This window comes from Pseudomonas fluorescens, assembly GCF_018614655.1.
GTDB classification, from domain to species: Bacteria; Pseudomonadota; Gammaproteobacteria; order Pseudomonadales; family Pseudomonadaceae; genus Aquipseudomonas; species Aquipseudomonas fluorescens_BX.
The window spans coordinates 17,849-40,443 of record NZ_JAGGOG010000020.1 but is presented as its reverse complement, the minus strand read 5'-3'; the positions used below and the strand labels follow the sequence as shown (position 1 = coordinate 40,443).

The following is a 22,595-nucleotide window of genomic DNA, read 5'->3' as shown; positions in this document are numbered from 1 at the left end:
GGGCGCATGTTCATGAGTGAAACCCAAAGCGGACAGGCGACGAGCGCCATCCGCCAGGCGGATGTGCTGATCATCGGCGGTGGCCTGAGCGGCACGATGCTGGCCGCGCAACTGCTGCGCCAGCCGGGTCAGCGGCAGATCCTGGTGATCGAGCCGCGCCGTGAACTGGGGCGAGGTGAAGCCTACAGTGCGGTGGAGTTGGGCCATACCTTGAACGGCAACGCGGCGCGCATGAGTGTCGACCCGGACAATGCCGATGACTTGACCCAGTGGTTGACCGAATACATTGCCAACGGCGGCTGGCCGGAGTCGGACCAGCAGCATGTGCCGGTCAGCGAGCTGTTTCCACCCCGGGGGATTTTTGGCTTGTACGCGCAGCAGTGGCTGGCCGAGGCCCAGGCACTTTCGCAATCCACCGTAGAGCACATTCGCGCCGAGGTGATCGACCTGCAGGTCGAGGAACACGCGACGCGGCTCACCCTGGACAACGGCCAGCAATTGCAGGGTGCGTTTGCGGTATTGGCCACGGGTATGTTCCCGGCGGCGCGCACCCCACAGACAGAGTCCAGCGGCCTCAACGCCGCAGCGGTCGATCCGTGGGATGTCCGCGCGATGACCCAACTGGACCCGCAGTCGACGGTGCTGATCATCGGTTCCGGGCTGACCATGGTCGATGCCGTGGTGTCGCTGGAACAGGCTGGGCATCGTGGGCCTATCGAGATTTTTTCGCGTCACGGTTTGCTGCCCCACGTACGCCGGCAACCGCCGAGCTGGGTGGACTTTCTGGCTGAGGATCACAGTATCCGCAGCCCTCGGCAGCTGTTACGTGAAGTACGCCGCCAGTGCCGGGTCGCGTTGGATCAGGGGGTTGACTGGCAAGCGCCATTGGACATGGTGCGGGCGCATATCGCTCGTTTGTGGAGCCAGGCCAGCGAGCGTGAAAAACGCCAGTTTGTACGACATGTGCGACCTTGGTGGGAAAGTCACCACCACCGTTCGCCGCCCTTGAGTGCGGAGTTGGTGGCGCGTTTGCATGGGGAAGGGCGGTTGCGTATTCAGGCGGCCTCATTCAAGGGATTGGAGCCGTCGGTGGCCGGTGGGGTGAGCATTCGCCTACGCCGTCGCGGCGAGCAGCAAACCACCTTGGTGACGGGTGCTGCACTGATCAACTCCAGTGGCATTGAATATGACTGGCGCCGCGTTGCCCGGCCATTGCCCCAGCAACTGTTGGCTCGCGGTTTGATTCAGCCGGGTCCGCTGGCGTTGGGAATTGCGGCGGATGTGTCTGGCGCGGTCCTGGATGCTGAGGGGCACATTAGCCAGCGGCTGTTTGCAATGGGGCCGCCGTTGCGGGGCATGTGGTGGGAAAGCACTGCGGTGACGGATGTGGCGAGTCAGGCGAAGGCGTTGGCAGTGCGACTCGCCGCACCTTCACGCAACCCTTTGTAGCCGCTGCCGAGGCACGAGGTGGGGCCGCTGCGCAGCCCATCGCAGCCTCGTGCCTCGGCAGCGGCTACAGGGCGGGGACTTTCACCCACCCTGGCTTCAACCCAAACACCTCAACCCCCTGAGCTGTCGACTGCCCGGTGGTCACACTCACCTGTTCCACCGGTTTGTCCATCGCCACCCGATACTCCACCGTCATCCCGTTTTCCCCTCGGGCGATCGCCTGGGCAGGCACGATGATCGCCTGGTCATTGTTGTAGGTCACGATGGTCAGCCGGGCGCTCATGCCCAGGCGCACCCGTTGCAGTTGTTGCGGGGTCAGCTTGGGGATCGACAGGGTGACCGGGAATTGCGCGCTGCCCTGGGCTTCACTGGCGATTGCCAGGCCGCTGACCACACTGACGGAACCGGTCAGTCGTTCACCGTCAAACCCATCGCCCATGACTTCCACCGCCTGGCCCTGGTGCAATTGGTTGATGTCCAGTTCCGAGACCTTGGCGACGCTTTTCAAGCGTTCGATATTGGCCAGCCCGAACAGCACCTGGCCCTGGCTGACCTTGCTGCCGGCCTGCACCGGTACGTTGTTGGTGGCTCCCCCCTGAGATGAGTTGCTGCCGGGTGCCGGCACCACGATCCCAGAGAACGGCGCCTTGACCTCCTTGCCGTCGAGCAGCGTGCGCAAGGCTTCATATTTCACCGTGGCATTGGTCAGTTCCATATCGGCGATCTGCCGGTATTCACCTTTGCCTTGGTCCACTGCCTGTTGCAATTCGCTGCGGGCGGCCGTCAGGTCCAGCTGTTGTTGCTGGGCCTGTTGCTTGAGGTCGTCCAGTTCATTGCGGGGGATAATGCCGCGCTTGAACAGGTTTTCGCTTTCGGTCAATTTGCGTTGAGTGTTGCCAGCGGTCATCTCGGCCGTGCGCAGGCTGCGCCGGGCGCGGCCCACCAGTTGGCCGCTGTCCCAGTCCTGCATTTCCTGCACCGTGCGCCGGGCCTTGAGCTGGGCGGAGAGGGCGTCGCGCAGCTGTACTTCGAGGGTGGCCGGGTCCATGCGCAGCAGCACCTGGCCGGCGTCCACTCGCTGGCCCTGTTCCACCAGATTGGCCTGTACGTTGCCGTCGAAGGGGGCGGTGAGGGTGATGGTGGTGTCGGGTTCGATCTTGCCCACCAGACCAATCTGATGCACCAACGGATCGGTCTTCACCGCCAGCCACTGCTCGGCTGTAGCGGGTTGGTCGGCGGCGGGGCTGTGATAGCTGACCAGCGCGATCCCGGCGCCGGCCAACAGTACGATCAACACAGCGCCCAGCAGGCGTTTTCGATTAGTAGTCATTAAGGGCGATTTCCCAACTTTCCAGAGTCATGCCCAGGGTCAGGTCGAGCTGGGTCTGGGCATTCAAATAAGCAATCAGCGCATTGAGCCGGGAGTTCTCGGCGTTGCGCAGGTCGGTCTCGAAACTCAGCACCTGGAAGTTGGTGGAGCGCCCGGCGCTGAGTTTTTCTCGTTCAATGTCGATCTTGCGCTTGGACAGCTCGACCGCCCGTTGCGAGATTTCATACTGGCGCCAGCGGGTGCCCAGGTCGCGCACCACATCGTTGACGTTGCGTTCCAGTTCCTGCTTGGCGTCGTCGATGGCGATCTGCTGATTTTCCACATCGACCCGGGCATGCACCTCGGCCTGGCGCGTGCTGATATCGCCGATGGGAATCTGCACCTGAATCCCGGCGTAGCTGTCCCAGCGTCGGGTGTTGGTATTGCCGTCATCGTTGTTATAGGCATCACGATACTGGTTACCCCCGGCGATCAGGTCCACCTGCCAGCGCCCTGAGTCTTTGGCGATGACCAGGTTGAGGTCAGCCTGCTGGCTGCCGAGCAGGGCGGCCAGGTATTCCGGCTGCTGGTTCTGGGCGAGGTTGAAGGCCTGGCGTTTGTCGATGTCCATGCGGGTGGCTTCCAGGGCTTCGGTGGCACGAATCGGCGTGGACAGGTCCAGCGCCAGTAAGCGCAACAGGGCCAGGCGGCTGGTGTCCAGTTGGTTCTGTGCTTCTTCCACGCCCAGTTGCTGGGTGGCGATGTCGGCTTCGGTCTGCACGATCTCGAACTCGGCCATGCGCCCGGCCGCGATCAGCGCCTTGTTGACCTCAAGCAAGGTGTTTGCGCGCTTGAGCGCGTCCTGGACGATGCTCAGTTGTTCCTGGGCCCGCAGTAGTTCGCGGTAGGTGGCGATGATCTGGCTGATGGTTTGTGCCACGGTGGCTTTGAGGTTGAGTCGGTTGGCCTGTTCTGCCAGCCGCGACAGCCGCAACGGTGCGGTGGTGGCGTCCCAGCCGGCGCCGCGCATCAATGGCTGGATGATTGCCAGGTCGAGGCCGTCGCTGCGAAAGCGTCCGGCATGGTTGGCGTTGTTCAACTGTTGGGTCCAGGACATGCTCAGTCGGGTGCCGTATTCACCGAGCAAGGTGGCGGCAGGGGCCACGTTACTGTTGCGGGCGTTGTCTGCCGAACCCCGGTTGGCGCGGTAGTAGCTGTTAAGCACGAGTTTGGGGTTGAAGGTGTCTTCGGCCACCCGCAGGTCGAACTTCTGCGCGACCCGTTGCAGGTAACTGCTGCGAATCGCCGGGTTGTTGCGCAGCCCCAGGTAAACCGCGTCGCCCAGGGTCAGGGTGGTGGTCTGGTTGCTGAGGGACACACTGCGGTCATAGCCGCTGCGGGTGGTGCTCGGCGCCGAGGGGTTGATCACCACCTGAGAGGCCAGGCTGGGCAAGCTGATAAGACCGATCAACAGCAGAGCGTGGCGCTTATTCATCACGCAAGGCCTCCACCGGCTGCAATCGCGACGCCGACACCGCCGGGTAGATGCCAAAAAACAGCCCCACCAGCAACGTACTGCCTACGCCCAGAGGCAAGGCAGCAATCGCCAGGGAAAACTGCCAGCCGGACAACCATGCATAGAGATAAGCGGCGGTCATGCCCAGCACGGCGCCGCACAAGGCCCCGACGGCGGTGAGGGTAACGGCTTCCAGCAAAAACAGGTTGCGAATGTCCCGCTGACGGGCGCCCAGGGCCATGCGAATGCCGATTTCCCGACGCCGCTCCGAGACGTTCATCAGCATCACATTCATCACCCCGACGCCGCCGCCCACCAGGGAAATCGCCCCCAGGGCCAGCAACAGGTAGGCAAAGGTGCGGCTTTGCCGGGTCATGCCGTCGATCATTTGCTGGGGCACCTGGATGTCGACATCGTGGTCGGTGAGCTGGGTTTTCAGCGCCGTGGCGGCGTCGCGCGCGATGCGCTCCATGTCCTGCCCCGGCGTGGCGCGGATGACCACATTGCTGATTTGGGGCGTGGGGTAGATGCGGCGCATGCCCTCGGCGGGGATGAATATCGCTTCGTTGGCTTGCACCGGAATCAGCATGGAGCGGGGTTGGCTCTGTAGGATGCCGACGATCAGGAACAGGTAGTCGCTGATCCGCACCCGGTCACCCGTTTGCAGCGGGTCGCCTGGGGTACTGAGGGCCAAAGCGACCTGATTGCCAATCACCGCATAGATTTCACCGCCGTCAAATGGCGACAGGAAGCGCCCCTCGCGCAGAGACAGGCGCATGGCGTCCTTCAGGTCTGGCGTGCTGCCGATAATCCCCGTGTTGAACGTACGGCCGTGGAACACCACCGGCCCGCTGAACTGCGAAATCGCACCGATGTGCGCGATGCCCGGCACGGTTTTGCGCACGGTATCCAGGTCCAGGCTGGCGCGCATGGGCTCGGTGCTGCTGCCGCGCGGCGGGAATTGCGCCACCAGGGTGTCGGTGCCCATGTCCTTGAAAATCGCCGCTGCGTCTTCGGCCGCGTTGTGGCCGATATTGATCAACGCCACCACCGAAGAGCTGCCGATGACGATCCCCAGCAAGGCCAGGACCGAACGCTTGCCCAAGGTCCGCAGGCTGACAAACGCCTCGTGCAGCAGTTGGCTCAGGCTCTGTTCGACCCGCAGGCTCATAGGCGCCCAGCCTCTTGCACCACGCCATTGCGCACCAGGACCTTGCGATTCAGGCGCTCGGCAATGTGCGGGTCGTGGGTGACGATAATCAGCGTGACCTGTTGCTCGCGGTTGAGGACCAGCAGCAGGTCCATGATTTCCTGGGCGGTGTGGCTGTCGAGGTTGCCGGTGGGTTCGTCGGCGAGGATGACCGAAGGTTTGCCCACCAGCGCCCGGGCGATTGCTACCCGTTGGCGCTGGCCACCGGACAAGTCGGCCGGGCGATGATGGGCACGTTCGGCCAGGCCTACCTGATCGAGCATGCGCAGTGCTTGCTCTACGGAGTCATGACGGGAGATGCCGCGATAACTCAGGGGCAGGGCGACATTGTCCAGGGCACTCAGGCGCGGCAACAGGTTGAAGCTTTGGAACACAAAACCGATCTGTTGATTGCGGATGGCGGCCAGTTGATCGGGGCTGGAGTTGAAAATGTCATGGCCGGCAAAGTGGTACTGGCCGCAGTCGGGCAGGTCCAGCAGGCCGAGGATATTGAGCAGGGTGCTCTTGCCGGAGCCGGAAGCGCCGAGGATGCCGCAACTGTCGCCGTGGGTGATGGATAGGCATACATCATTGAGAATGGACAGGTGTTGCCCGGCCAGCTGATAGCTTTTGCCGATGCCTTGCAGGGAAATGAAGCCTGGGAGCGTGGGGGTATCTGTCATCGTGACTACGCCTGCAGCCTCGACGCTCCTGCCACACTCCTGAAAATCCTTGTAACAAGTTCAGGAGTTGCCTGGGACGCGTCACGGACTGGTTTTATTTCTTGTTTTTAAAATATTGTTTGAATAGTAACCTTGATCAACCCACTCCGCCAGCCATAGAGCTAGAGCGGTTTTGCTCGGTCTACAACCAGGCAATTGGCTGTTGAGAATGGCCCGCCGTCAGCGCCAACATGGCGCAAGCCGGGGGCTTTGGACAGGATGGCGCAGTGTCACTACTTGCTTTCGATCAGCGCCCCCGGTATAAAAAATCAAATTAATTTTTAAAACACAATATTTCCCATGTGGAACCCCTATGGTCGCGAAGAAACTCAGCGCTCCAAACGTTACCAAGACTCGATTGCTGGATGCGACAGAGGCTCTTTTCATCAAATACGGCTATGACGCTGTTTTGTTGCGGCAGATTACCGAGAGGGCCCAGGTCAATCTCGCTGCGGTGAATTACCACTTCGGGGACAAAGACTCCCTGATGAAGACATTGCTGATGCAGCGCCTGGAGCCGCTCAACGAGCAGCGCCTGGAACTGTTGGCGCGGTGTGAGGCTGAATCCGACGGCCCACTGGATTGCGACACCTTGCTGGGCGTGCTGTTCGCGCCGGCGATGGGCATGGAGCGTGCAGATCCGGCCAGTGGCGAGGGGCGCTCCTTCATTCGTTTCCTGGGGCGGGTCTATAGCGACACCTCACCGTTTATCCAGGAATACCTCAAGGTGCATTACCAGCCGGTGTTCCAGCGTTTTTTCGAAGCCTTCGCCCTGGCGCTGCCAGAGCTGGCGCGCAACGAGTTGGGAGTGCGTTTGCAGTTTGCCCTCAAGGCGATCTCCGGCGTGATGGCTGGCACTGAACTGCGCTTGCTGATGAACTCCATGAGCCTGGGGCGACCGGCTACTGACGCTGAAGTCATGGCCAAGCTGATCACCCTGGTGTCGGCGGCTATTCGCGTGCCGCAGCAAAGCGTTGAGGCCGAAGTGGCTCTGGCGCGGGTGTTGGATACTCAGCGGGCAATTCGCGAGCAAGCGCAAGAGCCAACGCCCAGTAAGGCGGCACGCTGACCCAAAACCGGTTCGCAATGAGCCGGTTTTCTCTCCACCGGATACTCCTTCCCTTAATTCAAACCGACCGAAAATGCAGGCAAAAAAAAACCCGCTGGGGCGGCGGGTTTTAGATGAAACGTTTGTAACGGATGAGGCTTTACCCTACGGTGGCGGATGTGAATAAAGCGTGAAAAATTTGTAAGCGTCAGTGTGAATCTGTCGAGTTATGAAAATGTATTGGCGAGTTACGCCGAATGCCCTGGATCCGTCTGATGGATAAAGTCCTGTAGGTATTCACCCACCCGCTCTGGGGCGTCCTCCATGAGGAAGTGCCCGGCGTTTTCCAGCACATGCAAGGTTGCCCCAGGGATGTCGCCATGCAGGCGGCGTGCATATTCCAGAGGCTGCCATTCGTCGTCCGCCCCCCACAAAATCTGCACCGGCAGGTCCATGCCCGGCAGGCGCTCGGCAAAGTCGTGGGTATAGCGCGAATCGTAATGCGCCACCTGATGCTGGTAGAACGCCGGTTGACCAATAACGCCGCTGATCGGCGCCAGATACGCCTCCAACAAGGGACCCTGCATCAATGCCTTGTTGAAGACGGCCATTGCCAGTTGGCGCTCCATCAGCGCCCGATGCTGGTCTGCGGGCATCCGGGCGTACTCGTCGAAGCGCTCATGAATGTCGCGCCAGGTCGGGGAGGGCCAGGAATCGTAGCTCGGCAAGTCGGCGATGGTCAGTGAGCGCACCCGTTGCGGGTGGTCCAGGGCAAACAGCACTGTGCTGACACCGCCGATGTCATGCCCCACCAAGTGAACCCGGTGCAGTCCCCAATGATCGAGCAGACCTGCGATCAGCTGGCTTTGCGCCGCCACTGAGGTGTCTGCCTGGCGTGGGCATTCCGAGGCGCCAAATCCCAGAAGATCAAATAGATGAACATGCATCCCGGCAGCGGTCAGGCGGGGCACGATGTCGCGCCAGATAATGCTGTGGGCCGGCGTGCCGTGCAGCAACAGCACGGGGATCCCGGCGCCATGGCGGCCAGTGGCAATACGCTGGTCGTTGATCAGTACGGTTTCGTTGAGCAGGGTAGTCATGGCAAATCCTCGCGCAGTGAGAACTTCACACTACGGTGGTGCTGGTCATGACGCCAATGACAACTTACTCTTCTGTAATCCCATTTTTGTCATAGGTTAGGCCATGAACCAGCGTTTGCCCATCGATGTATTGCGTGCCCTGCAAACCGTGGTTGAAACCGGCAGTGTCACCCGGGCTGCCGAGCGCTTGCACCTCAGTCAATCGGCAGTGAGCTGGAAAATCAAACGCCTGGAGAAGCAGTTGGATCGGCCGTTGATCCAGCGTGACGGCCAACGCCTGGTGGCCAGTGAGGATGGTGCGCAACTGTTGATTCATGCCCGGCGCATCCTGGAGGCTCACGACGCGGCGCTGGCCCATTTCAATCCGGTGCAACTGCAAGGCTGCGTACGCCTTGGCGCCACGGAACAGGTGCCCATGGCTGAGTTATCGAGCCTGCTGGCGCAGTTTTCCCGGCAGCACCGCCAACTCGATGTACGGATCGTGATTGAGCAGAGTCATGTGCTGCGTCAGGCGCTGGTGGACGGTGGGCTGGATTTGGCGTTGCACCAGAACTTCAACCACCGTATCGAGGCCAGGGATCAGTTGTTGTGGACCGAGCATGTGCATTGGTGTGCCCGTCCAGGCTGGCAACCTGAAGCCGACGGCGGCGTGCGCCTGATCACCTTTGGTCCCGACTGTTTCTACCGACAACTGGCTCAAGAACGCCTGAGTGCCCTGGGTATTCGCTGGCAGGTCGCGGTGGAGTGCGGCTCGGTGGAAGGCGTGGTGTCGGCGATGGCCGCCGGGCTGGGCATCGGTTTACTCAGCAGTGCCCACCTGGACAAACGCGTGGACGTCTATCGGCCGTTCGAGCAGCGCTTACCGCTGCCCGAAGTGGCGAATGTGCTGCGCTTTGGCAGTGACAATCCCGAGCCCAGGTTGCTGGCCTTGCATGACCTGCTGGTGCAGGCGTTGCAACGGGGTTGATCAAATCTTCCAATGGCTGGCCGTTTTAGCCAGACGCTGGCGCATGGCATCAATGTTTGCCACCAATTGCAACGTCAACAACCGATACCCATCCAGCGCACTGTGTACCGGAGCCTCCAACGTCGTTTCGCTTGCGTGTACATGGCTGGGCCGCTCCAACCGTTCCGTCACCCCTGATTTCAACGCCCGTGCCATCCCGATCAATTGCACCCGAATCTGCCGATGCTCAGCCTTGAGCGCCACCTGCATGCGCGTCATGGTCTGCTCATCCCGAGGGTCAGGCCGGGTATTACCGAGAATCTCCAGGGTGCTGATGCACATCCGAAGATGCCGTTGAATCGCGTCCAGTTCCGTCATGGAAATCCGTACTTCCTTGGACACTGACGGCATCAGCGAGCGCAGTTGCAGCATGGCCGCGTTCAAGCGGTTGAGCAGTTTGAGGTGTTCATCGTCAGTGACTGACTGGCCGCTGATGATCCGGCTGTAGATCGTTGCGCAATCGCGCAGCGCACTGGCCAGGTTGTAGCGCCAGGAGTACACGGCATACAGCGGCAGAGCGAAGGAAAACGCCAGCGCCAGGGCAATACCAATCAGGATGTCGACGGTACGCCACAGGCCATCGGACAGCGGATTATCACCGTGGCCGGCGACGATGAACACGGTGATTCCCGACAGCAACGCGGTGTATCCGCCCTTGCCGATGGCGTGATAGGAAAAGAAGCCGCACACCACTGACATCAGCAGGTAGGTCAGCAGCGGCTGGCCCAGGTACGCCTGTTGCGCCACCAGCAACAACCCGACGCTGGCGCCGATCAAGGTGCCGTAGGCGCGCTCCACAGCCTTTTTGCCGATGTTGCCGTGGTGCTGCAAACCGCCGATCACCACCAGCATTGTCACCGAGGCCCATTCGCCGTGGGGCAGGTTGATGCCGGTGGTCAGCAGGATCGTCGCCAGCAGACCGAGGGAAACCCGTACGGCGTGGATCAGTTTGGCGTGGCGGTAACGGCGATAAGGGTCCAGCAGGGGACGCAGCAGGCGGCGGGCGAAAGGGGGCAGGTTCATCGGTATTAAGTCGGCCTCGATAGTAAGGGTTCATCGATCAAATGTGGGAGCGGCGGTGCGACGATTCGACTTGCTCGCGAAGGCGGTGGATCAGTTAATACATATGCTGACTGATACACCGCCTTCGCGAGCAAGTCGAATCGTCGCACCGCCGCTCCCACATTTGGATCTGTGTTGGCTATTAGAAAATATAGTCCGTGGTCAAAAAGCTCGACGCGCGATCATGAATGATGTCGCTGATCAGGGCCTTGTTGCTGTCCTGGAACTTGGTCGCCACCAGCGTGCGGATCGAAAACACCCGCAATGCATCGTGCACCGACAGCGTGCCCTCGGCCGAGTTCTTGCGGCCGTTGAACGGGAAGGTGTCTGGCCCGCGCTGGCACTGGGCGTTGATATTGATCCGGCCGACCTGGTTGGCGAAGGTGTCCACCAGGCGTCCCACTTCAAACGGGTCAGTGCCGAAGATACTCAACTGCTGGCCGAAGTCTGATTCCAAAACGTAGTCGATCACCGTACCCAGATCGCGGTACGGCACGATCGGCACGACCGGGCCGAACTGTTCTTCGTGGTAGACCCGCATTGCGGTGTTCACCGGGTACAGCACCGCCGGGTAGAAAAACGAACCACGGCTGGCACCGCCATGGGCATTGACCACCTTGGCGCCTTTCTCTTCGGCGTCGGCCACCAGCGCATGCAGGTAATCGACTTTGCCCGGTTCCGGCAAGGGTGTCAGGGACACGCCGTCTTCCCAGGGCATGCCGGGCTTGAGGGTCAGCAGCTTCTGGTTGAACTTCTCGATAAAACTGTCGACCACGTCTTCATGCACGAACAGGATTTTCAGCGCGGTGCAGCGTTGGCCGTTGAAGGACAGCGAGCCGGTGACCGCTTCGTTGACCGCATTGTCCAGGTCAACCTGGGGCAACACGATGCCCGGGTTTTTCGCATCCAGGCCCAGGGCCGCGCGCAGGCGGTGAGGGCGCGGGTGCAGTTTCTTCAAGTCGCTGGCAGCCTTGTTGGTGCCGATAAAGGCAAAGATATCGATCTTGCCGCTGGCCATCAGTGCGCTGACGGTTTCTCGGCCGCTGCCGTAGATCACGTTGATCACCCCGGCGGGGAAGCTGTCGCGAAACGCCTCCAGCAATGGACGGATCAGCAGCACACCGAGCTTGGCCGGCTTGAACACCACCGTATTACCCATGATCAGCGCCGGAATCAGGGTGGTGAAGGTTTCGTTCAGCGGATAGTTGTAAGGGCCCATGCACAGCGCCACGCCCATGGGCACGCGGCGGATTTGTCCAAGTGTGTCCTGTTCCAGCTCGAAACGGCTGGAACGGCGGTCGAGTTCCTTGAGGGCATTGATGGTGTCGGTGATGTAGTCGCAGGTGCGGTCGAACTCTTTCTGCGAGTCCTTGAGGTTCTTGCCGATTTCCCACATCAGCAGCTTGACCACCGCGTCCCGCTGTTCACGCATGCGCCGCAGAAAGGCTTCGACATGCTGGATACGCTCGACCACCCGCATCGTCGGCCAAGTGCCTTGGCCTCGGTCATAGGCACGCACGGCAGCATCAAGGGCGGTCAAGGCGGTCTCGGCATCCAGCAGCGGCGTACTGCCGATGATTACCGGGGTGTCGCCATCGGGTCCGTGCAGTTGCACCGGGCTGCGCACTTGGGCCAGAGGACCGGCCCAGAGCCGCAATTGGCCGTCCACCAGGTAGTCGCGTTGCTCAATGGGCGCCGCCAGTCGGTATTGCTCGGGAATCTCGGCGGCAGTGGGAAACAGATGGGCGAGCAGGTTGTCGGTGGTCATGGCGCTACCCCAAGGCTGATTGCAAGATATGTCTAGAGATTCACCCATCCAAGGGCTCTGTTGCAAGGCCTGTGCGCTTTCCACTACGCATAGGCATGCTGTGGCGGGTAAACTGCCTGGCTTTCTTGAAGGAGTTCACATGAGTCACTACCAGCCGGGCATTCTTGCCGCACCGGTGCCGTTGCAGGCACGCCATTTGTTTTTTGCCCTGGAATCGGTGGATGCCGTGCCAGCTGCTTTCGATGCGCTGGTGCAGTTAACGGATGCTCAGGCGGTAGTCGGTTTCGGTGAGCCGCTGGTCAACGCCCTCGGCGCCCGAATTGACGGGTTGCGGGCATTCCCCCACGTCAGCGGCCCAGGTGCCGATAACCCGTCCACCCAGCAGGCTCTGTGGCTCTGGTTGCACGGTGTGGACCGTGGCGAATTGCTGATGCGCAGCCGGGCCTTCGAAAAAGCCCTGGCCCCGGCCTTTCGCCTGGTGCAGATGACCGAAGGTTTCCGCTACAAGACCGGTTTTGACCTGACCGACTATGAAGACGGCACCGAAAACCCTCATGACGACGCAGCGGTTGACGCCGCGGTGGCCACCGGCGGCGCCAGCTTCGCCGCGATCCAGCAATGGCAGCACGACCTGGATGGCTTTGCCGCGTTGCCGGCGCAGCAGCGCGATCACATCATCGGTCGGCGCCATGGCGACAACGAAGAACTGGACGATGCGCCGGAGTCAGCCCACGTCAAACGTACCGCCCAGGAAAGTTTTACCCCGGAGGCCTTCGTGGTGCGCCGCTCCATGCCCTGGGCCGAGAATGGCCAGGCCGGGCTGATGTTCCTCGCCTTCGGTCATTCCTTTGATGCCTTTGAAGCCCAGTTGCGCCGCATGAGCGGACTGGACGACGGGATCGTTGATGGCTTGTATCGTATCAGCCGGCCGCTGACCGGTGGTTACTACTGGTGCCCGCCGCTCAAGGATGGGCGCCTGGATTTGAGCATTGTTGCAACGAACTAAAAGGCGTAACGGTGGCGGTCGTTACACCACCCGCTCGACTTTACCGGTGTGCAGTTTGTAGACACTACCCACGATATTCAGTGTGCCTTTGGCCATGGCACTGGATAACAGGCTGGACTCACGCTGCAAGCGCGCGACGGTGTCCTTGACGTTCTGCACAATAGCGTTATCCAGCAGTTCGCCCGGTTGCTTCAGCACCTTGGCGACCGAGGGTTTGATCGCATCGGCCAGGCTCTGAATGTGTCCGGGAAACCGGGCATTGTCTTTCAAGGCCTTGACCCCAGCTGATACCGCACCGCAGCTATCATGACCCAATACCAGAATCAGTGGCGTACCGAGTACCGCGACGGCGTACTCCAGACTGGCGAGGCCGTCTGTGGTGACAAAGTTACCTGCTACCCGTACCGCGAACAGATCACCTCGGCTGGTATCAAAGGCGTACTCGGGCGCGATCCTCGAATCGGCGCAACCCAACACCGCGGCAAAAGGATTTTGCCCACTCGCTAGCGCGTCGCGCTCGTTCATGAAGTCATGCCGTTTGGTTACGCCGTCGGCATATCGGGCATTCCGTCCATCAAGCGCTTCAGGGCATCGTTGGGGGATATGGCGTTCTGAGGCTTGGGAAGCGACGCCGCGACGCCGGTGGCGTGGGCCATCTGATTCGGTAGCACTGTGGCCAGCATCAAGGCCCCCGCGCCTATGGCGGCAAGACACAGGAAGCGGCGGCGTTCGTTGACGACAGGGACTGACATGGGTTTGTGGACCTTACACATCGGCAGTTCACTCTGGGTAGCGGAGGAGGGATAACTCGATGAGACAAGGGTGCAGAGAAGCTGCGGGGCGCGGATGTAGGACTTGTCCGCAGATTGCGAGAGGGCGACTGGTCCCGGCGGTTGTTGCTAGAGACGGTCCTGTCCCTCACCGCCCCGGACGTTGATCTCAACATGAAAATTTGGACAGCCACCCATTTGTCCGCTGAAAAAATCCGCTGCTGCCCGTAATCTAGGCGCCTTTGCCACGCGCGCGGATCCGCCATGTCTTCAGTTGCCGATGGGTTACCCAGTCACACACGTCTACCGGCGGTGATCGCTATTTCCCTGGGGATCGGCATGGCGACCCTGGACACCGCCATCGTCAACACCGCGCTGCCGACCCTGGCCGCAGGCATTGGCACCGACTCTGCGTCGGTGATCTGGGTGGTCAATGCCTACCAGTTGGCGATCATTGCCACGGTGCTGCCATTCGCTTCCTTGAGTGATGTGCTGGGGCACCGCCGGGTGTACCTGGGTGGTTTGCTGCTGTTTATCGTGTCGTCACTGTTTTGCGGGCTGGCCGGCTCGTTGGTGACCCTGACCGCCGCGCGCGTGGCCCAGGGCCTGGGCGCGGCGGCGATCATGAGCGTCAATACCGCGTTGTTGCGGTACATCTACCCCTCAAAAATGCTCGGCCGAGGGCTGGGCTACAACTCGCTGGTGGTGGGCCTGGCCTTTACCCTCGGGCCTACCGTGGCCTCGGGGATTCTGTCGGTGGCCACCTGGCACTGGCTCTACTTGATCAATGTGCCGCTGGGGCTGTTGGCCTTGGCGTTGGGCTTGCGTTCTTTGCCGGCGATTCCCATGACCGGGCACGCTTTTGATCGTTTCGCGGCGCTGTTGTGCACGGGGCTGTTTGCCTTATTGGTGTTGGGCCTGGGCACGGCGGTGCATGGTGCGCAAGGTGCGCTGACCTTGGGGCTGATCGCCGTGGCGCTGGTGTGTGGCGTCTTGCTGATTCGTCGCCAGGCCGGCCATCCGGCGCCGATGTTGGCCCTGGACTTGTTCAAGCGGCCCGTATTTGCCCTGTCTTCATTGACTGCCATCTGTGCGTTCAGCGCCCAGGGACTGGCGTTTGTGTCCTTGCCGTTCCTGTTGCAGGCCGTGCTCGGTCACAGCCAGGTGGCGACCGGTTTTCTGATGACGCCCTGGCCGGCCGTGGTAGCGGTAATGGCGTTGGTGGCGGGGCGCCTGGCCGATCGGGTGTCGCTGGGGCTTCTGTGCGGGATCGGCCTGCTGATGCTGAGCGCGGGCATGGCGACCCTGGCAACCCTGGGCAATGACGCCACGGCCTTCGAGATTGGTTGGCGCATGGCGTTGTGTGGCGCCGGTTTCGGTTTCTTCCAGTCGCCCAACCTCAAGGCCTTGATGACCAGCGCACCCCTGGCCCGCAGTGGCGGGGCCAGTGGCATCGTCGCGATCTCGCGGTTGCTGGGGCAGACACTCGGTGCATCGTTGGTGGCCCTGTGTTTCCACCTGTCATTGAGCAGCGGTCCGCAATACGCGTTGTGGCTGGGGTGTGCATTCGCCTTGGTGGGCAGCGTCGCCAGTGGCTTGCGCTTGTTGCAGTTTGCCCCCAAGGACTGATTGGTCCTTGTAAAACACTGAGTGAGAACGCTAACGTTGCAGCCCTGATATTTCTGAATATTTCAGCTATATGCCCAGCCTGGTCCAACGCACTGCTGATTCCACCTCGCGCCGCGCCGCCCTGACCCTGGGGTTGTGCCTGCCCAGTGACGTGTTGCTCTACCTGTTATTGCCCATGGAATCCCAGGCCTTTGGCATTACCCTGGCCCAGGCCGGGGTGTTGCTGGCGGCCAACCGGCTGGTGCGGATTTTCGGCTATCGGTATGTGCTGAACTTCTACGCCCGCCGGGGCGATCGACTGACCTGCATGCTGGCGGCGGGTGCGGCGGCGGTGTGTGCCCTGGGCAATTCTTTCCTTTCCGGCTTTGCCGCGTTGCTGGTGCTGCGCTTGATCTGGGGTTTGTGTTTTGCCGCGTTGAACCTCTCGACCCAAGTGTTGGCCACGTCCGAACCCTTGGGCGCGGCGCGTAGGGCCGGGCGCTCCCGGGCGTTGATCGCCCTCGGTCCGATGCTGGCCTTACCCTTGGGCGGTTTGCTGACGTTATGGGCCGGGCCACGGCCGATCTTTCTGATTCTGGCGGTGTGCTGTCTGCTGGGCCTGTGGATGGCACGCGGACTGCCCACGGCAGGTCATGATTTGCACGGCACCCCCGGCCGGCGTTTTCGCTTGCCGGACACTGTAGCGGTATGGTCGTTTATCGAAGGCGTGGCCCTGGACGGCCTGTTTATTTTCGGCTTGTCGATCCAGGCGCAAAAAATCCTCGGCGGCGATGCGGTGCTGATCGCCGGTGGCTTGATGGCCTTGCGTTATGTCTCGGAATTGCTCCTGAGCCCCTTGGGTGGCCGTGCGGCACAGCGGTTCGGCGCGACCTCCATGTTGCTGTTGTTTTCCTTCCTGAGTGCCCTGGCCCTGGCGGCATTCGGCAGTTATTGGGTCATCGTCGGCGCCGCTGCGGTGCTGGTCTTGCGGGCGTTGCAGTTGCCGTTGGTGACGACGCTGGTGGCCGAGCGTAATCCCGGATCCATGCGCGTCTCAGCCTTGGCGTCCAATGCCGTCTGGCGCGATATCGGCGCCGGGCTCGGGCCGTTGCTGGCGGGTTTGCTGCTGCCGGTAGCGTCGGCGCCCTGGGTGTTTGGCGTGGCCGGTGCGGCGATTGCAGTCAGTGCGGTGTTTTGCTGGCGGGCAAAGGCCTGAATCAAGCGCTTTTCATCGCCGCCAACCAAGTCGGGTCGAGACGCTTCTGTTCGGTCTCGATCCCCAGCGCTTCCATCTTCGCCTTGTGCTCTTCGATCTCCCGGACCAGTTGCGCCTGGGCGCTGGAGTTGGCATCCAGCTCATGCATCTGCGTCAGTCCCAAGTGGTAGAAGCGCAGCAATTTGAGCGCCGCAGGGTTATTGGCCTGCACCTGCTCGGTGACGGTGTGCATCACGTTGGTCACGCTCATCAGGCTGCGCTTGAGCCGCCAGCCGTAAATCGCCGGTGCAAGCCAGGGTTGCGACCAGAAGGGGCCGCGCACCAGGGCCACGGTCAGCAACACCCCGGCCATGACGCCGCCCACGTTGAAGCGAAAATTGTCCCCGCCAGGTTCGCCAAACGCCATCACGGCCAGGCTGGACAGCAGCATCGCCAGGGCCACAAACATCACAGCAACGATCAACGTGCTGCGACGGGTCTGCTGACGGTAGGTTTGCGGGTCGCAGGGTTTGATCTCGAACATCCGGTGGCAGTCTCCATGGGGCGAGCAGGGGTATAGCGAAGCTCGGCATCATCGCATGCTTCGTAGTTTCGGGGGCTGTAATCAGGTTGAACGATGGCGGGCCCTGCGTCCTCTAACGTCAGTAGGCAACGAACGTCCCAGGGAGGTGAAACCATGACTCAGTATCAGCAGCAACCCGGCACGCCCCATCCCGATGACCGCACACCTGGGGAGGAGGAACGCGACAACGACGCCCTGCGCCCCAATGATCCGGCTAAGCGTAAGGAGGATGTGGAACGGGTTGAAGACGACCTGGAAAACCTGCACGACAAGGCGCGCCCCTTGTAATCCGGCGAGCGGAGGAGATGGTGATGAGCAATCGTTCAACTGGACCGCATTCATCGGAACATTCCAGCGGCAAGGATGAATTGGGTTTTGACCCCGATTCCCCGGACTTGGCCGACCCCCAGGTCGACCCGGCAGGCCCTGCGATTGCACCGCTGGACAAGAAAGATAAACCGGGCAACAAACCGCCTTACGACCCCTTGGCGGACCTCAAGCCCTGAACAGAGCCCCGCCCTTGAGCGGGGCTCTTTTTTACTGTGTGCCGATCAGTTGTCGTTCATTCGCCAAGCCTCTTCGGTGGCGCCCAACTGACGTCGGTGATGCCGTACTTTTCTGCCCATGGCCGGCTGGTCTTTTTTACCCGCTCATGCCCCGGCCGACCGACGCGGGCAATGTGAGCGACCCCTGCATCGCAGGCTGCCCAATGCCATGCCTCTGCGTTATTCATCAAGTCGGCACGTACGACAAACGTCTTGGGTTCACCGTGTAGCAAATAGTGGATGGTGTAGATCGTTGCGGTGCTCATATTACCTCCCTGTCTTGTTCTGAATGGATGCAGAACGTCTCAGAAAGGTTCAGAAAATTTATGACCCGACACGACATGTTTTGATGTAGGTCACGATTGGCAAGTTGCGGCCTTCAGGGTATTAGTGGCGTCTTCACCTCATGCTCAAGGATCGTTTCATGTTTGAGGAATCCCCCCGTCTGACCCACAGCCGCTTGTACCTGCAGCGCCTGGGGTATGACGCGCCGCCCGCGCCGACCCTGCAAACCCTCAAGGACCTGCAACTGCGCCATGTCAGCACCTTTGCTTTTGAAAGCCTGTCGACCCTGCTGCAGGTGCCGGTGCCGATCGACTTGCCCAGCGTCGAGCAAAAAGTCCTGTTCGATGGGCGGGGCGGTTATTGCTACGAATTGAACCAGATGTTCCTGGCCTTGCTGCAAGAGCTGGGCTTTGAGGCGCGGGGCATCACCGGCCGAGTGGTGATGGGTGGGCCGCCCGATGCGCACACAGGGCGTACTCATCGCTTGAGTCTGGTGACCATCGACGGAGTGCGTTATGTCAGCGACGTCGGCTTCGGTGGCATGGTGCCGAGCAGCCCGCTGCATCTGGACACCGAAGTGCCCCAGGCCACTGCCCACGAACCCTTTCGCCTGAGCCTGCATGAAGGCAGCTACACCCTGTGGGCCCAGGTCGCCGGTGAGTGGCGCGGGCTGTATGTGTTCGATTTGCAGCCGCAGTCGCACTTCGACTATGAGATCGGCAACTGGTACGTCTCGACCCATCCGCAGTCGCCGTTTTTTGGCATGTTGAAGGTGGCACTGCTCGCTCCGGGCCTGCGCCGCACCTTGAATAACGGCCACTACGCCGTTCATTACCTGGACCGCGACAGCGAAAAACGTGCGATCCAGGACGTGGATGAGTTGATGACGCTGCTGCAAAACAGCTTCGGTATTCGTCTGCCCGAACATCCGCAACTGCGTGAGCGTCTTGGGCGCGTGCTGACTGTCTGAAGAACCACGGGAGCGAGCACGCTCGCTCCGCCCAACCCTGGCCGCCGAAGCCCCCCTTTATGTCCCCCAATACCCTCAACACCAGGGCACCGCTGCCTTAGTGTGGATCAGGCTTTCCACACAATAAGAGAGAGGGTGGCTATGTCGGCAACAACCCCTTGTCGCCTCGGTCTGCTGCTGGTCTTGATTGGCCTGCTGGCGGCCTGTGGCGATGGATCGAAACCTTCCCCGCCACGCGCCACATCGGCCGGCGCCATGCCCACTGACCCGACGTTGGCCCAGGTGTACGACACCAGTTGCAAGCTGTGCCACGGCAACCCTGCCTCCGGCGCACCGCTGACGGGTGATGGCCAGGCCTGGAGCCCGCGCCTCGCCCAGGGCGCGGACACCCTGCTGGACCACACGATCAATGGCTACAACGGCATGCCACCCATGGGCCTGTGCATGCAGTGCTCCGAGGAGCAATTCCTGGGGCTGATCAGCTTTATGTCCGGTCAACACATCCAATAAAAACAACGGGGTAGCGGGTATGGCGATGGACCTTTCACGGCGGCAACTGTTGCAGCGTTCGGCGCTGGCGGGGGCGTTCCTGGCGTTGAGCAGCAACCCGGTGCTGGCGCAACTGGCCCGCGCGCCACGGCTGATTCCCTGGCGCAACTGGTCGGGGGCACAAAACTGTCTGCCCCTGGCGCGCCTGGCGCCGAAAAACCTGGATGAACTGGTGCAGGTGATTGGTCAGGCCCCGGGCAAGATACGGCCGGTGGGTGCGGGCCACTCGTTCAGTGCCTTGGTGCCCACGGACGGGACGTTGCTGTCCCTGAGTTTTTTCAACGGGCTGCTGGGCCACGACCCCCAGACCTTGCAAGCGACCTTTGCCGCTGGCACGCCGATGTCGCGCATGGGCCCGGCCCTGAAGGCCGTCGGCCAGGCCTTGCCCAATATGGCGGATATTGATTACCAGACACTGGCCGGCGCTATCTGCACCTCGACCCATGGCACCGGCGTGGGCTTTACCTCGTATTCCGGCTGCGTCACTGGCCTGCAACTGGTCACCGCCCAGGGCGAGGTTCTGGACTGCGATGCCCAGCGTCATCCCGAAGTGTTCAACGCCGCTCGGGTGTCCCTCGGCGCCCTTGGCGTGGTGACTCAGGTACGTTCACAGAACCGTGCGCCGTATCGTCTGCGGGAACGGCAGTGGATCGCCAAGACTGAAGAGTTACTGGAAGACATAGAAAAAAACACCCGGGAAAACCAGCATTGGGAAATGCTCGTGGTCACCCATTCCGATTACGCCCTGTCCATCGCCCTGAATGAAACCACCGACGCCGAGACGCCGCCCATCGACCCGGCCGAGGCGGGCGGCAATGAGTTCGTCTCGATCATCGAGAAACTCGACAAATACGGCAGCGATTTCCCCGAAACCCGACGCACCTTGCTTAACAGCCTGCGTTATTTCGCCAGCTTCCAGGACCGAGTCGCCGAGTCGTTCCAGGTCTATGCCAACGTGCGCAACGTGCGCTTCAACGAGATGGAGTACTCGGTACCCGCCGAGCACGGCCCGGCCTGCCTGCGGGAAGTTCTCAAGCTGATCAGCGACAAGGACCTGCGCACCTGGTTTCCCATCGAGTACCGCTACGTCAAGGCCGACGATATTCCCCTGAGCATGTTCGAGGGGCGCGACAGTTGCTCGATCTCCGTGCACCAGCACTACACCCTGGACCATCACAACTTTTTCGCGGCCGTGGAACCGATCTTCTGGAAGTACGCCGGCAGGCCGCACTGGGGCAAATTGCACACCCTCAATGCGCGCAACCTGCAGCCACTTTACCCGCGTTGGGAGGAGTTCACCCGGGTGCGCCAGGCCCTGGACCCCAGCGGCAAATTCCTTAATGCGCACCTGTCATCGATCCTGGGAGTGGCCTGATGAATCGCAGAAACTTCATGTTCGGCACGCTTGGATTCGGAGCACTGGTGGTCGGCGGTGCAGCCTTGCTGCGCCCGGCTGATCGCGGCAGGCCCTACAGTGACTATTTCCGCGCATTGAACCAGGAACTCAAGGCCCACGGGCCGATGTGCCCGGTGATGCTGATTGACCTGGACCGCCTGGATCACAATATCGATGTGGTGATGCAGTCGGTGCAGCGCGGGGGCAAGCACCTGCGCCTGGTGGAAAAATCCCTGCCGTCGCCAGGGTTGCTGGCCTACATCGCCAAACGTGCCGGTACCCGGCGCTTGATGTCGTTTCATCAACCGTTCCTCAACCACGACGCCCAGCGTTTCCCCGACGCCGATATCCTGCTGGGCAAGCCGTTGCCGGTACGTTCTGCCGAGCTGTTTTATCGCCTGCACAAGGGCGCATTTGATCCCGCCCGGCAGTTGCAGTGGTTGCTGGACACCCCCGAACGGTTGCAGCAGTACCTCGCGCTGGCCCAGGGGCTGGGAACGAAGATGCGGGTCAATATCGAGCTGGATGTGGGCCTGCACCGTGGCGGTATCAGCGACAACGCGCCGTTGGGGCAGATGCTCGGGATAATCAGTGCTCATCCGCAGCACCTGGAGTTTTCCGGGTTTATGGGCTACGACCCGTTTGTGGGCATGGGCGTGCCGGGGATTCTCGGCTCCCCCCAGGCGTTGTTCGATAAGGTCATGCAGCAGTACAACGGCTACGTCGACTTCACCCGCCAGCAGTTTGCGCCCTTGTGGCGGGATGACCTGACGCTGAACACTGCGGGCAGTCCGACCTATCGCATTCATGAGCAGGAGCGTCTGAGCAGTGAAGTGTCGGTGGGTACGGCGATGCTCAAGCCGACGCACTACGACTTGCCGTCTTTGAGTGAGCATGTGCCGGCGGCCTTTATTGCCACGCCGGTACTGAAAAGCACAGGGGCGGTGAATATTCCGGCGCTGGATGGCAAGTCCCGGTTGTTCTCGTGGTGGGACCCTAACCAGCGAGCCACGTTCTTTATCTACGGCGGTAATTGGCTGGCGCAGTTCGAGTCGCCCGAGGGGCTGCAAAGCAATGAGTTGTATGGACGTAGTTCTAATCAGGAGATGGTGAATGGTTCGCCCAACGTTGCCTTGAACGCGGAGGACCAGGTGTTTTTGCGTCCGACTCAGAGTGAGTTCGTGCTGCTGCAATTTGGGGATTTGCTGGCGGTGCGGGGAGGGAAGATTGTCGAGCGTTGGCCGGTTTATGGCTGACCGGCTGGCTGAGTTTTGGGGGGCTATCCGTTACCGCAGTAACGGATATGTACCCGCCCCAGCCCAACAACCTGAACCCTTCCTGAAGAATCCTCCTATTCCCCCTGTGGAAACTTTCCTACGGTTTACTCTCCTTACATCGGGGCGTAAGCTTCGCGCGTTTTCATCAATAGCGGAGACCCTCAGTGGGTACTTGTTCGAGTGACAGTCGTCGGCCGGTCCCGGTAACCGGCACATACTTGGCAAGATAACGCGCATTTTCC

Annotated in this window: 21 protein-coding genes and 1 pseudogene; 12 read left to right on the top strand and 10 right to left on the bottom strand. The window is 61.3% G+C overall.

Translation table 11 applies throughout. The annotated features are described in order from the left end of the window. The first annotated feature begins 12 nt into the window (after positions 1-12). A complete protein-coding gene (locus tag J7E41_RS21010; protein WP_214995870.1) occupies positions 13-1,449 on the top strand; it encodes an FAD/NAD(P)-binding protein in 1,437 nt (478 codons plus the stop codon). A 64-nt stretch (positions 1,450-1,513) separates the two neighbouring features. Here J7E41_RS21010 and J7E41_RS21005 read toward each other — a convergent pair whose 3' ends face one another. Genes J7E41_RS21005 through J7E41_RS20990 form a run of 4 tightly spaced genes read right to left on the bottom strand, consistent with a single transcriptional unit; the run spans position 1,514 to position 6,146 of the window. Then, entirely contained in the window at positions 1,514-2,779 is a 1,266-nt protein-coding gene (locus J7E41_RS21005; protein ID WP_214995869.1) for an efflux RND transporter periplasmic adaptor subunit, read from the bottom strand. Continuing rightward, positions 2,769-4,253: a TolC family protein gene (locus J7E41_RS21000; protein ID WP_214995868.1), complete on the bottom strand. Its 1,485-nt coding sequence runs from the start codon at positions 4,251-4,253 to the stop codon at positions 2,769-2,771. Before J7E41_RS21000 ends, J7E41_RS21005 begins: the two co-directional genes overlap by 11 nt. Next, the gene (locus J7E41_RS20995; RefSeq protein ID WP_214995867.1) at positions 4,246-5,445 is read right to left on the bottom strand and encodes an ABC transporter permease; all 1,200 of its coding nucleotides are present in this window, start codon (positions 5,443-5,445) and stop codon (positions 4,246-4,248) included. The genes J7E41_RS21000 and J7E41_RS20995 overlap by 8 nt, the downstream gene beginning before the upstream one ends. Further along, the gene (locus J7E41_RS20990) at positions 5,442-6,146 is read right to left on the bottom strand and encodes an ABC transporter ATP-binding protein (protein WP_214995866.1); all 705 of its coding nucleotides are present in this window, start codon (positions 6,144-6,146) and stop codon (positions 5,442-5,444) included. The genes J7E41_RS20995 and J7E41_RS20990 overlap by 4 nt, the downstream gene beginning before the upstream one ends. A gap of 352 nt (positions 6,147-6,498) precedes the next feature. On the opposite strand from J7E41_RS20990, the gene J7E41_RS20985 reads away from it, so the two are divergent. Beyond that, entirely contained in the window at positions 6,499-7,254 is a 756-nt protein-coding gene (locus J7E41_RS20985) for a TetR/AcrR family transcriptional regulator (protein ID WP_214995864.1), read from the top strand. 227 nt (positions 7,255-7,481) lie between these two features. Here the strand turns inward: J7E41_RS20985 and J7E41_RS20980 are convergent, their stop codons facing one another. Next, positions 7,482-8,333 carry an alpha/beta fold hydrolase gene (locus J7E41_RS20980; RefSeq protein ID WP_214995862.1) on the bottom strand — a complete coding sequence of 284 codons (852 nt, stop codon included), beginning with the start codon at positions 8,331-8,333 and terminating at the stop codon, positions 7,482-7,484. A gap of 103 nt (positions 8,334-8,436) precedes the next feature. On the opposite strand from J7E41_RS20980, the gene J7E41_RS20975 reads away from it, so the two are divergent. Next, positions 8,437-9,300, top strand: coding sequence for a LysR family transcriptional regulator (locus tag J7E41_RS20975; protein ID WP_214995860.1), 864 nt, complete (start codon positions 8,437-8,439; stop codon positions 9,298-9,300). Here J7E41_RS20975 and J7E41_RS20970 read toward each other — a convergent pair whose 3' ends face one another. Then, positions 9,301-10,362, bottom strand: coding sequence for an FUSC family protein (locus J7E41_RS20970; protein WP_214995858.1), 1,062 nt, complete (start codon positions 10,360-10,362; stop codon positions 9,301-9,303). 181 nt (positions 10,363-10,543) lie between these two features. After that, positions 10,544-12,169: an NADP-dependent glyceraldehyde-3-phosphate dehydrogenase gene (locus J7E41_RS20965; RefSeq protein WP_214995856.1), complete on the bottom strand. Its 1,626-nt coding sequence runs from the start codon at positions 12,167-12,169 to the stop codon at positions 10,544-10,546. Between the two features lie 139 nt (positions 12,170-12,308). Between J7E41_RS20965 and J7E41_RS20960 the strand changes: the two genes are divergently transcribed. After that, positions 12,309-13,175 (top strand): Dyp-type peroxidase, encoded by an 867-nt coding sequence (locus J7E41_RS20960; protein WP_214995854.1) that lies wholly within the window; start codon positions 12,309-12,311, stop codon positions 13,173-13,175. Positions 13,176-13,196: 21 nt separating this feature from the next. Here the strand turns inward: J7E41_RS20960 and J7E41_RS20955 are convergent. Further along, positions 13,197-13,948, bottom strand: a pseudogene (locus tag J7E41_RS20955) (carbonic anhydrase). Positions 13,949-14,209: 261 nt separating this feature from the next. On the opposite strand from J7E41_RS20955, the gene J7E41_RS20950 reads away from it, so the two are divergent. Continuing rightward, positions 14,210-15,574 (top strand): MFS transporter, encoded by a 1,365-nt coding sequence (locus J7E41_RS20950; RefSeq protein ID WP_214995851.1) that lies wholly within the window; start codon positions 14,210-14,212, stop codon positions 15,572-15,574. Between the two features lie 70 nt (positions 15,575-15,644). Beyond that, the gene (locus J7E41_RS20945) at positions 15,645-16,769 is read left to right on the top strand and encodes an MFS transporter (RefSeq protein WP_214995849.1); all 1,125 of its coding nucleotides are present in this window, start codon (positions 15,645-15,647) and stop codon (positions 16,767-16,769) included. A 1-nt stretch (position 16,770) separates the two neighbouring features. Here the strand turns inward: J7E41_RS20945 and J7E41_RS20940 are convergent, their stop codons facing one another. Beyond that, positions 16,771-17,292, bottom strand: coding sequence for a DUF3087 domain-containing protein (locus tag J7E41_RS20940; protein ID WP_214995847.1), 522 nt, complete (start codon positions 17,290-17,292; stop codon positions 16,771-16,773). A 153-nt stretch (positions 17,293-17,445) separates the two neighbouring features. Here J7E41_RS20940 and J7E41_RS20935 point away from each other — a divergent pair, with 153 nt between their 5' ends. Together J7E41_RS20935 and J7E41_RS20930 are read left to right on the top strand one after the other, a co-directional pair. Further along, positions 17,446-17,619, top strand: a complete 174-nt coding sequence (locus J7E41_RS20935) for a hypothetical protein (protein WP_214995845.1) — start codon at positions 17,446-17,448, stop codon at positions 17,617-17,619. Positions 17,620-17,642: 23 nt separating this feature from the next. Continuing rightward, complete coding sequence (locus tag J7E41_RS20930) at positions 17,643-17,837, top strand: DUF6021 family protein (protein ID WP_214995843.1); 195 nt, start codon at positions 17,643-17,645, stop codon at positions 17,835-17,837. 56 nt (positions 17,838-17,893) lie between these two features. Here the strand turns inward: J7E41_RS20930 and J7E41_RS20925 are convergent, their stop codons facing one another. Further along, the gene (locus J7E41_RS20925; protein ID WP_214995841.1) at positions 17,894-18,142 is read right to left on the bottom strand and encodes a DUF6555 family protein; all 249 of its coding nucleotides are present in this window, start codon (positions 18,140-18,142) and stop codon (positions 17,894-17,896) included. A gap of 158 nt (positions 18,143-18,300) precedes the next feature. Between J7E41_RS20925 and J7E41_RS20920 the strand changes: the two genes are divergently transcribed. The 4 genes from J7E41_RS20920 to J7E41_RS20905 all read left to right on the top strand — a co-directional run bounded on the left by J7E41_RS20920 (position 18,301) and on the right by J7E41_RS20905 (position 22,332). Next, positions 18,301-19,131 (top strand): arylamine N-acetyltransferase family protein, encoded by an 831-nt coding sequence (locus J7E41_RS20920; RefSeq protein ID WP_214995839.1) that lies wholly within the window; start codon positions 18,301-18,303, stop codon positions 19,129-19,131. A gap of 141 nt (positions 19,132-19,272) precedes the next feature. Further along, a complete protein-coding gene (locus tag J7E41_RS20915; RefSeq protein ID WP_214995837.1) occupies positions 19,273-19,641 on the top strand; it encodes a c-type cytochrome in 369 nt (122 codons plus the stop codon). Positions 19,642-19,726: 85 nt separating this feature from the next. Then, positions 19,727-21,055 (top strand): D-arabinono-1,4-lactone oxidase, encoded by a 1,329-nt coding sequence (locus J7E41_RS20910; protein ID WP_214996006.1) that lies wholly within the window; start codon positions 19,727-19,729, stop codon positions 21,053-21,055. A 68-nt stretch (positions 21,056-21,123) separates the two neighbouring features. Then, positions 21,124-22,332, top strand: a complete 1,209-nt coding sequence (locus tag J7E41_RS20905) for a DSD1 family PLP-dependent enzyme (RefSeq protein ID WP_214996004.1) — start codon at positions 21,124-21,126, stop codon at positions 22,330-22,332. Positions 22,333-22,595 lie beyond the last annotated feature (263 nt).

What these genes read in the sequence shown, in the direction of transcription:
- J7E41_RS21010 (WP_214995870.1), top strand. Translation starts at nt 13, where the DNA reads ATGAGTGAAACCCAAAGCGGACAGGCGACGAGCGCCATCCGCCAGGCG.
- J7E41_RS21005 (WP_214995869.1), bottom strand. Translation starts at nt 2,779, where the DNA reads ATGACTACTAATCGAAAACGCCTGCTGGGCGCTGTGTTGATCGTACTG.
- J7E41_RS21000 (WP_214995868.1), bottom strand. Translation starts at nt 4,253, where the DNA reads ATGAATAAGCGCCACGCTCTGCTGTTGATCGGTCTTATCAGCTTGCCC.
- J7E41_RS20995 (WP_214995867.1), bottom strand. Translation starts at nt 5,445, where the DNA reads ATGAGCCTGCGGGTCGAACAGAGCCTGAGCCAACTGCTGCACGAGGCG.
- J7E41_RS20990 (WP_214995866.1), bottom strand. Translation starts at nt 6,146, where the DNA reads ATGACAGATACCCCCACGCTCCCAGGCTTCATTTCCCTGCAAGGCATC.
- J7E41_RS20985 (WP_214995864.1), top strand. Translation starts at nt 6,499, where the DNA reads ATGGTCGCGAAGAAACTCAGCGCTCCAAACGTTACCAAGACTCGATTG.
- J7E41_RS20980 (WP_214995862.1), bottom strand. Translation starts at nt 8,333, where the DNA reads ATGACTACCCTGCTCAACGAAACCGTACTGATCAACGACCAGCGTATT.
- J7E41_RS20975 (WP_214995860.1), top strand. Translation starts at nt 8,437, where the DNA reads ATGAACCAGCGTTTGCCCATCGATGTATTGCGTGCCCTGCAAACCGTG.
- J7E41_RS20970 (WP_214995858.1), bottom strand. Translation starts at nt 10,362, where the DNA reads ATGAACCTGCCCCCTTTCGCCCGCCGCCTGCTGCGTCCCCTGCTGGAC.
- J7E41_RS20965 (WP_214995856.1), bottom strand. Translation starts at nt 12,169, where the DNA reads ATGACCACCGACAACCTGCTCGCCCATCTGTTTCCCACTGCCGCCGAG.
- J7E41_RS20960 (WP_214995854.1), top strand. Translation starts at nt 12,309, where the DNA reads ATGAGTCACTACCAGCCGGGCATTCTTGCCGCACCGGTGCCGTTGCAG.
- J7E41_RS20950 (WP_214995851.1), top strand. Translation starts at nt 14,210, where the DNA reads ATGTCTTCAGTTGCCGATGGGTTACCCAGTCACACACGTCTACCGGCG.
- J7E41_RS20945 (WP_214995849.1), top strand. Translation starts at nt 15,645, where the DNA reads ATGCCCAGCCTGGTCCAACGCACTGCTGATTCCACCTCGCGCCGCGCC.
- J7E41_RS20940 (WP_214995847.1), bottom strand. Translation starts at nt 17,292, where the DNA reads ATGTTCGAGATCAAACCCTGCGACCCGCAAACCTACCGTCAGCAGACC.
- J7E41_RS20935 (WP_214995845.1), top strand. Translation starts at nt 17,446, where the DNA reads ATGACTCAGTATCAGCAGCAACCCGGCACGCCCCATCCCGATGACCGC.
- J7E41_RS20930 (WP_214995843.1), top strand. Translation starts at nt 17,643, where the DNA reads ATGAGCAATCGTTCAACTGGACCGCATTCATCGGAACATTCCAGCGGC.
- J7E41_RS20925 (WP_214995841.1), bottom strand. Translation starts at nt 18,142, where the DNA reads ATGAGCACCGCAACGATCTACACCATCCACTATTTGCTACACGGTGAA.
- J7E41_RS20920 (WP_214995839.1), top strand. Translation starts at nt 18,301, where the DNA reads ATGTTTGAGGAATCCCCCCGTCTGACCCACAGCCGCTTGTACCTGCAG.
- J7E41_RS20915 (WP_214995837.1), top strand. Translation starts at nt 19,273, where the DNA reads ATGTCGGCAACAACCCCTTGTCGCCTCGGTCTGCTGCTGGTCTTGATT.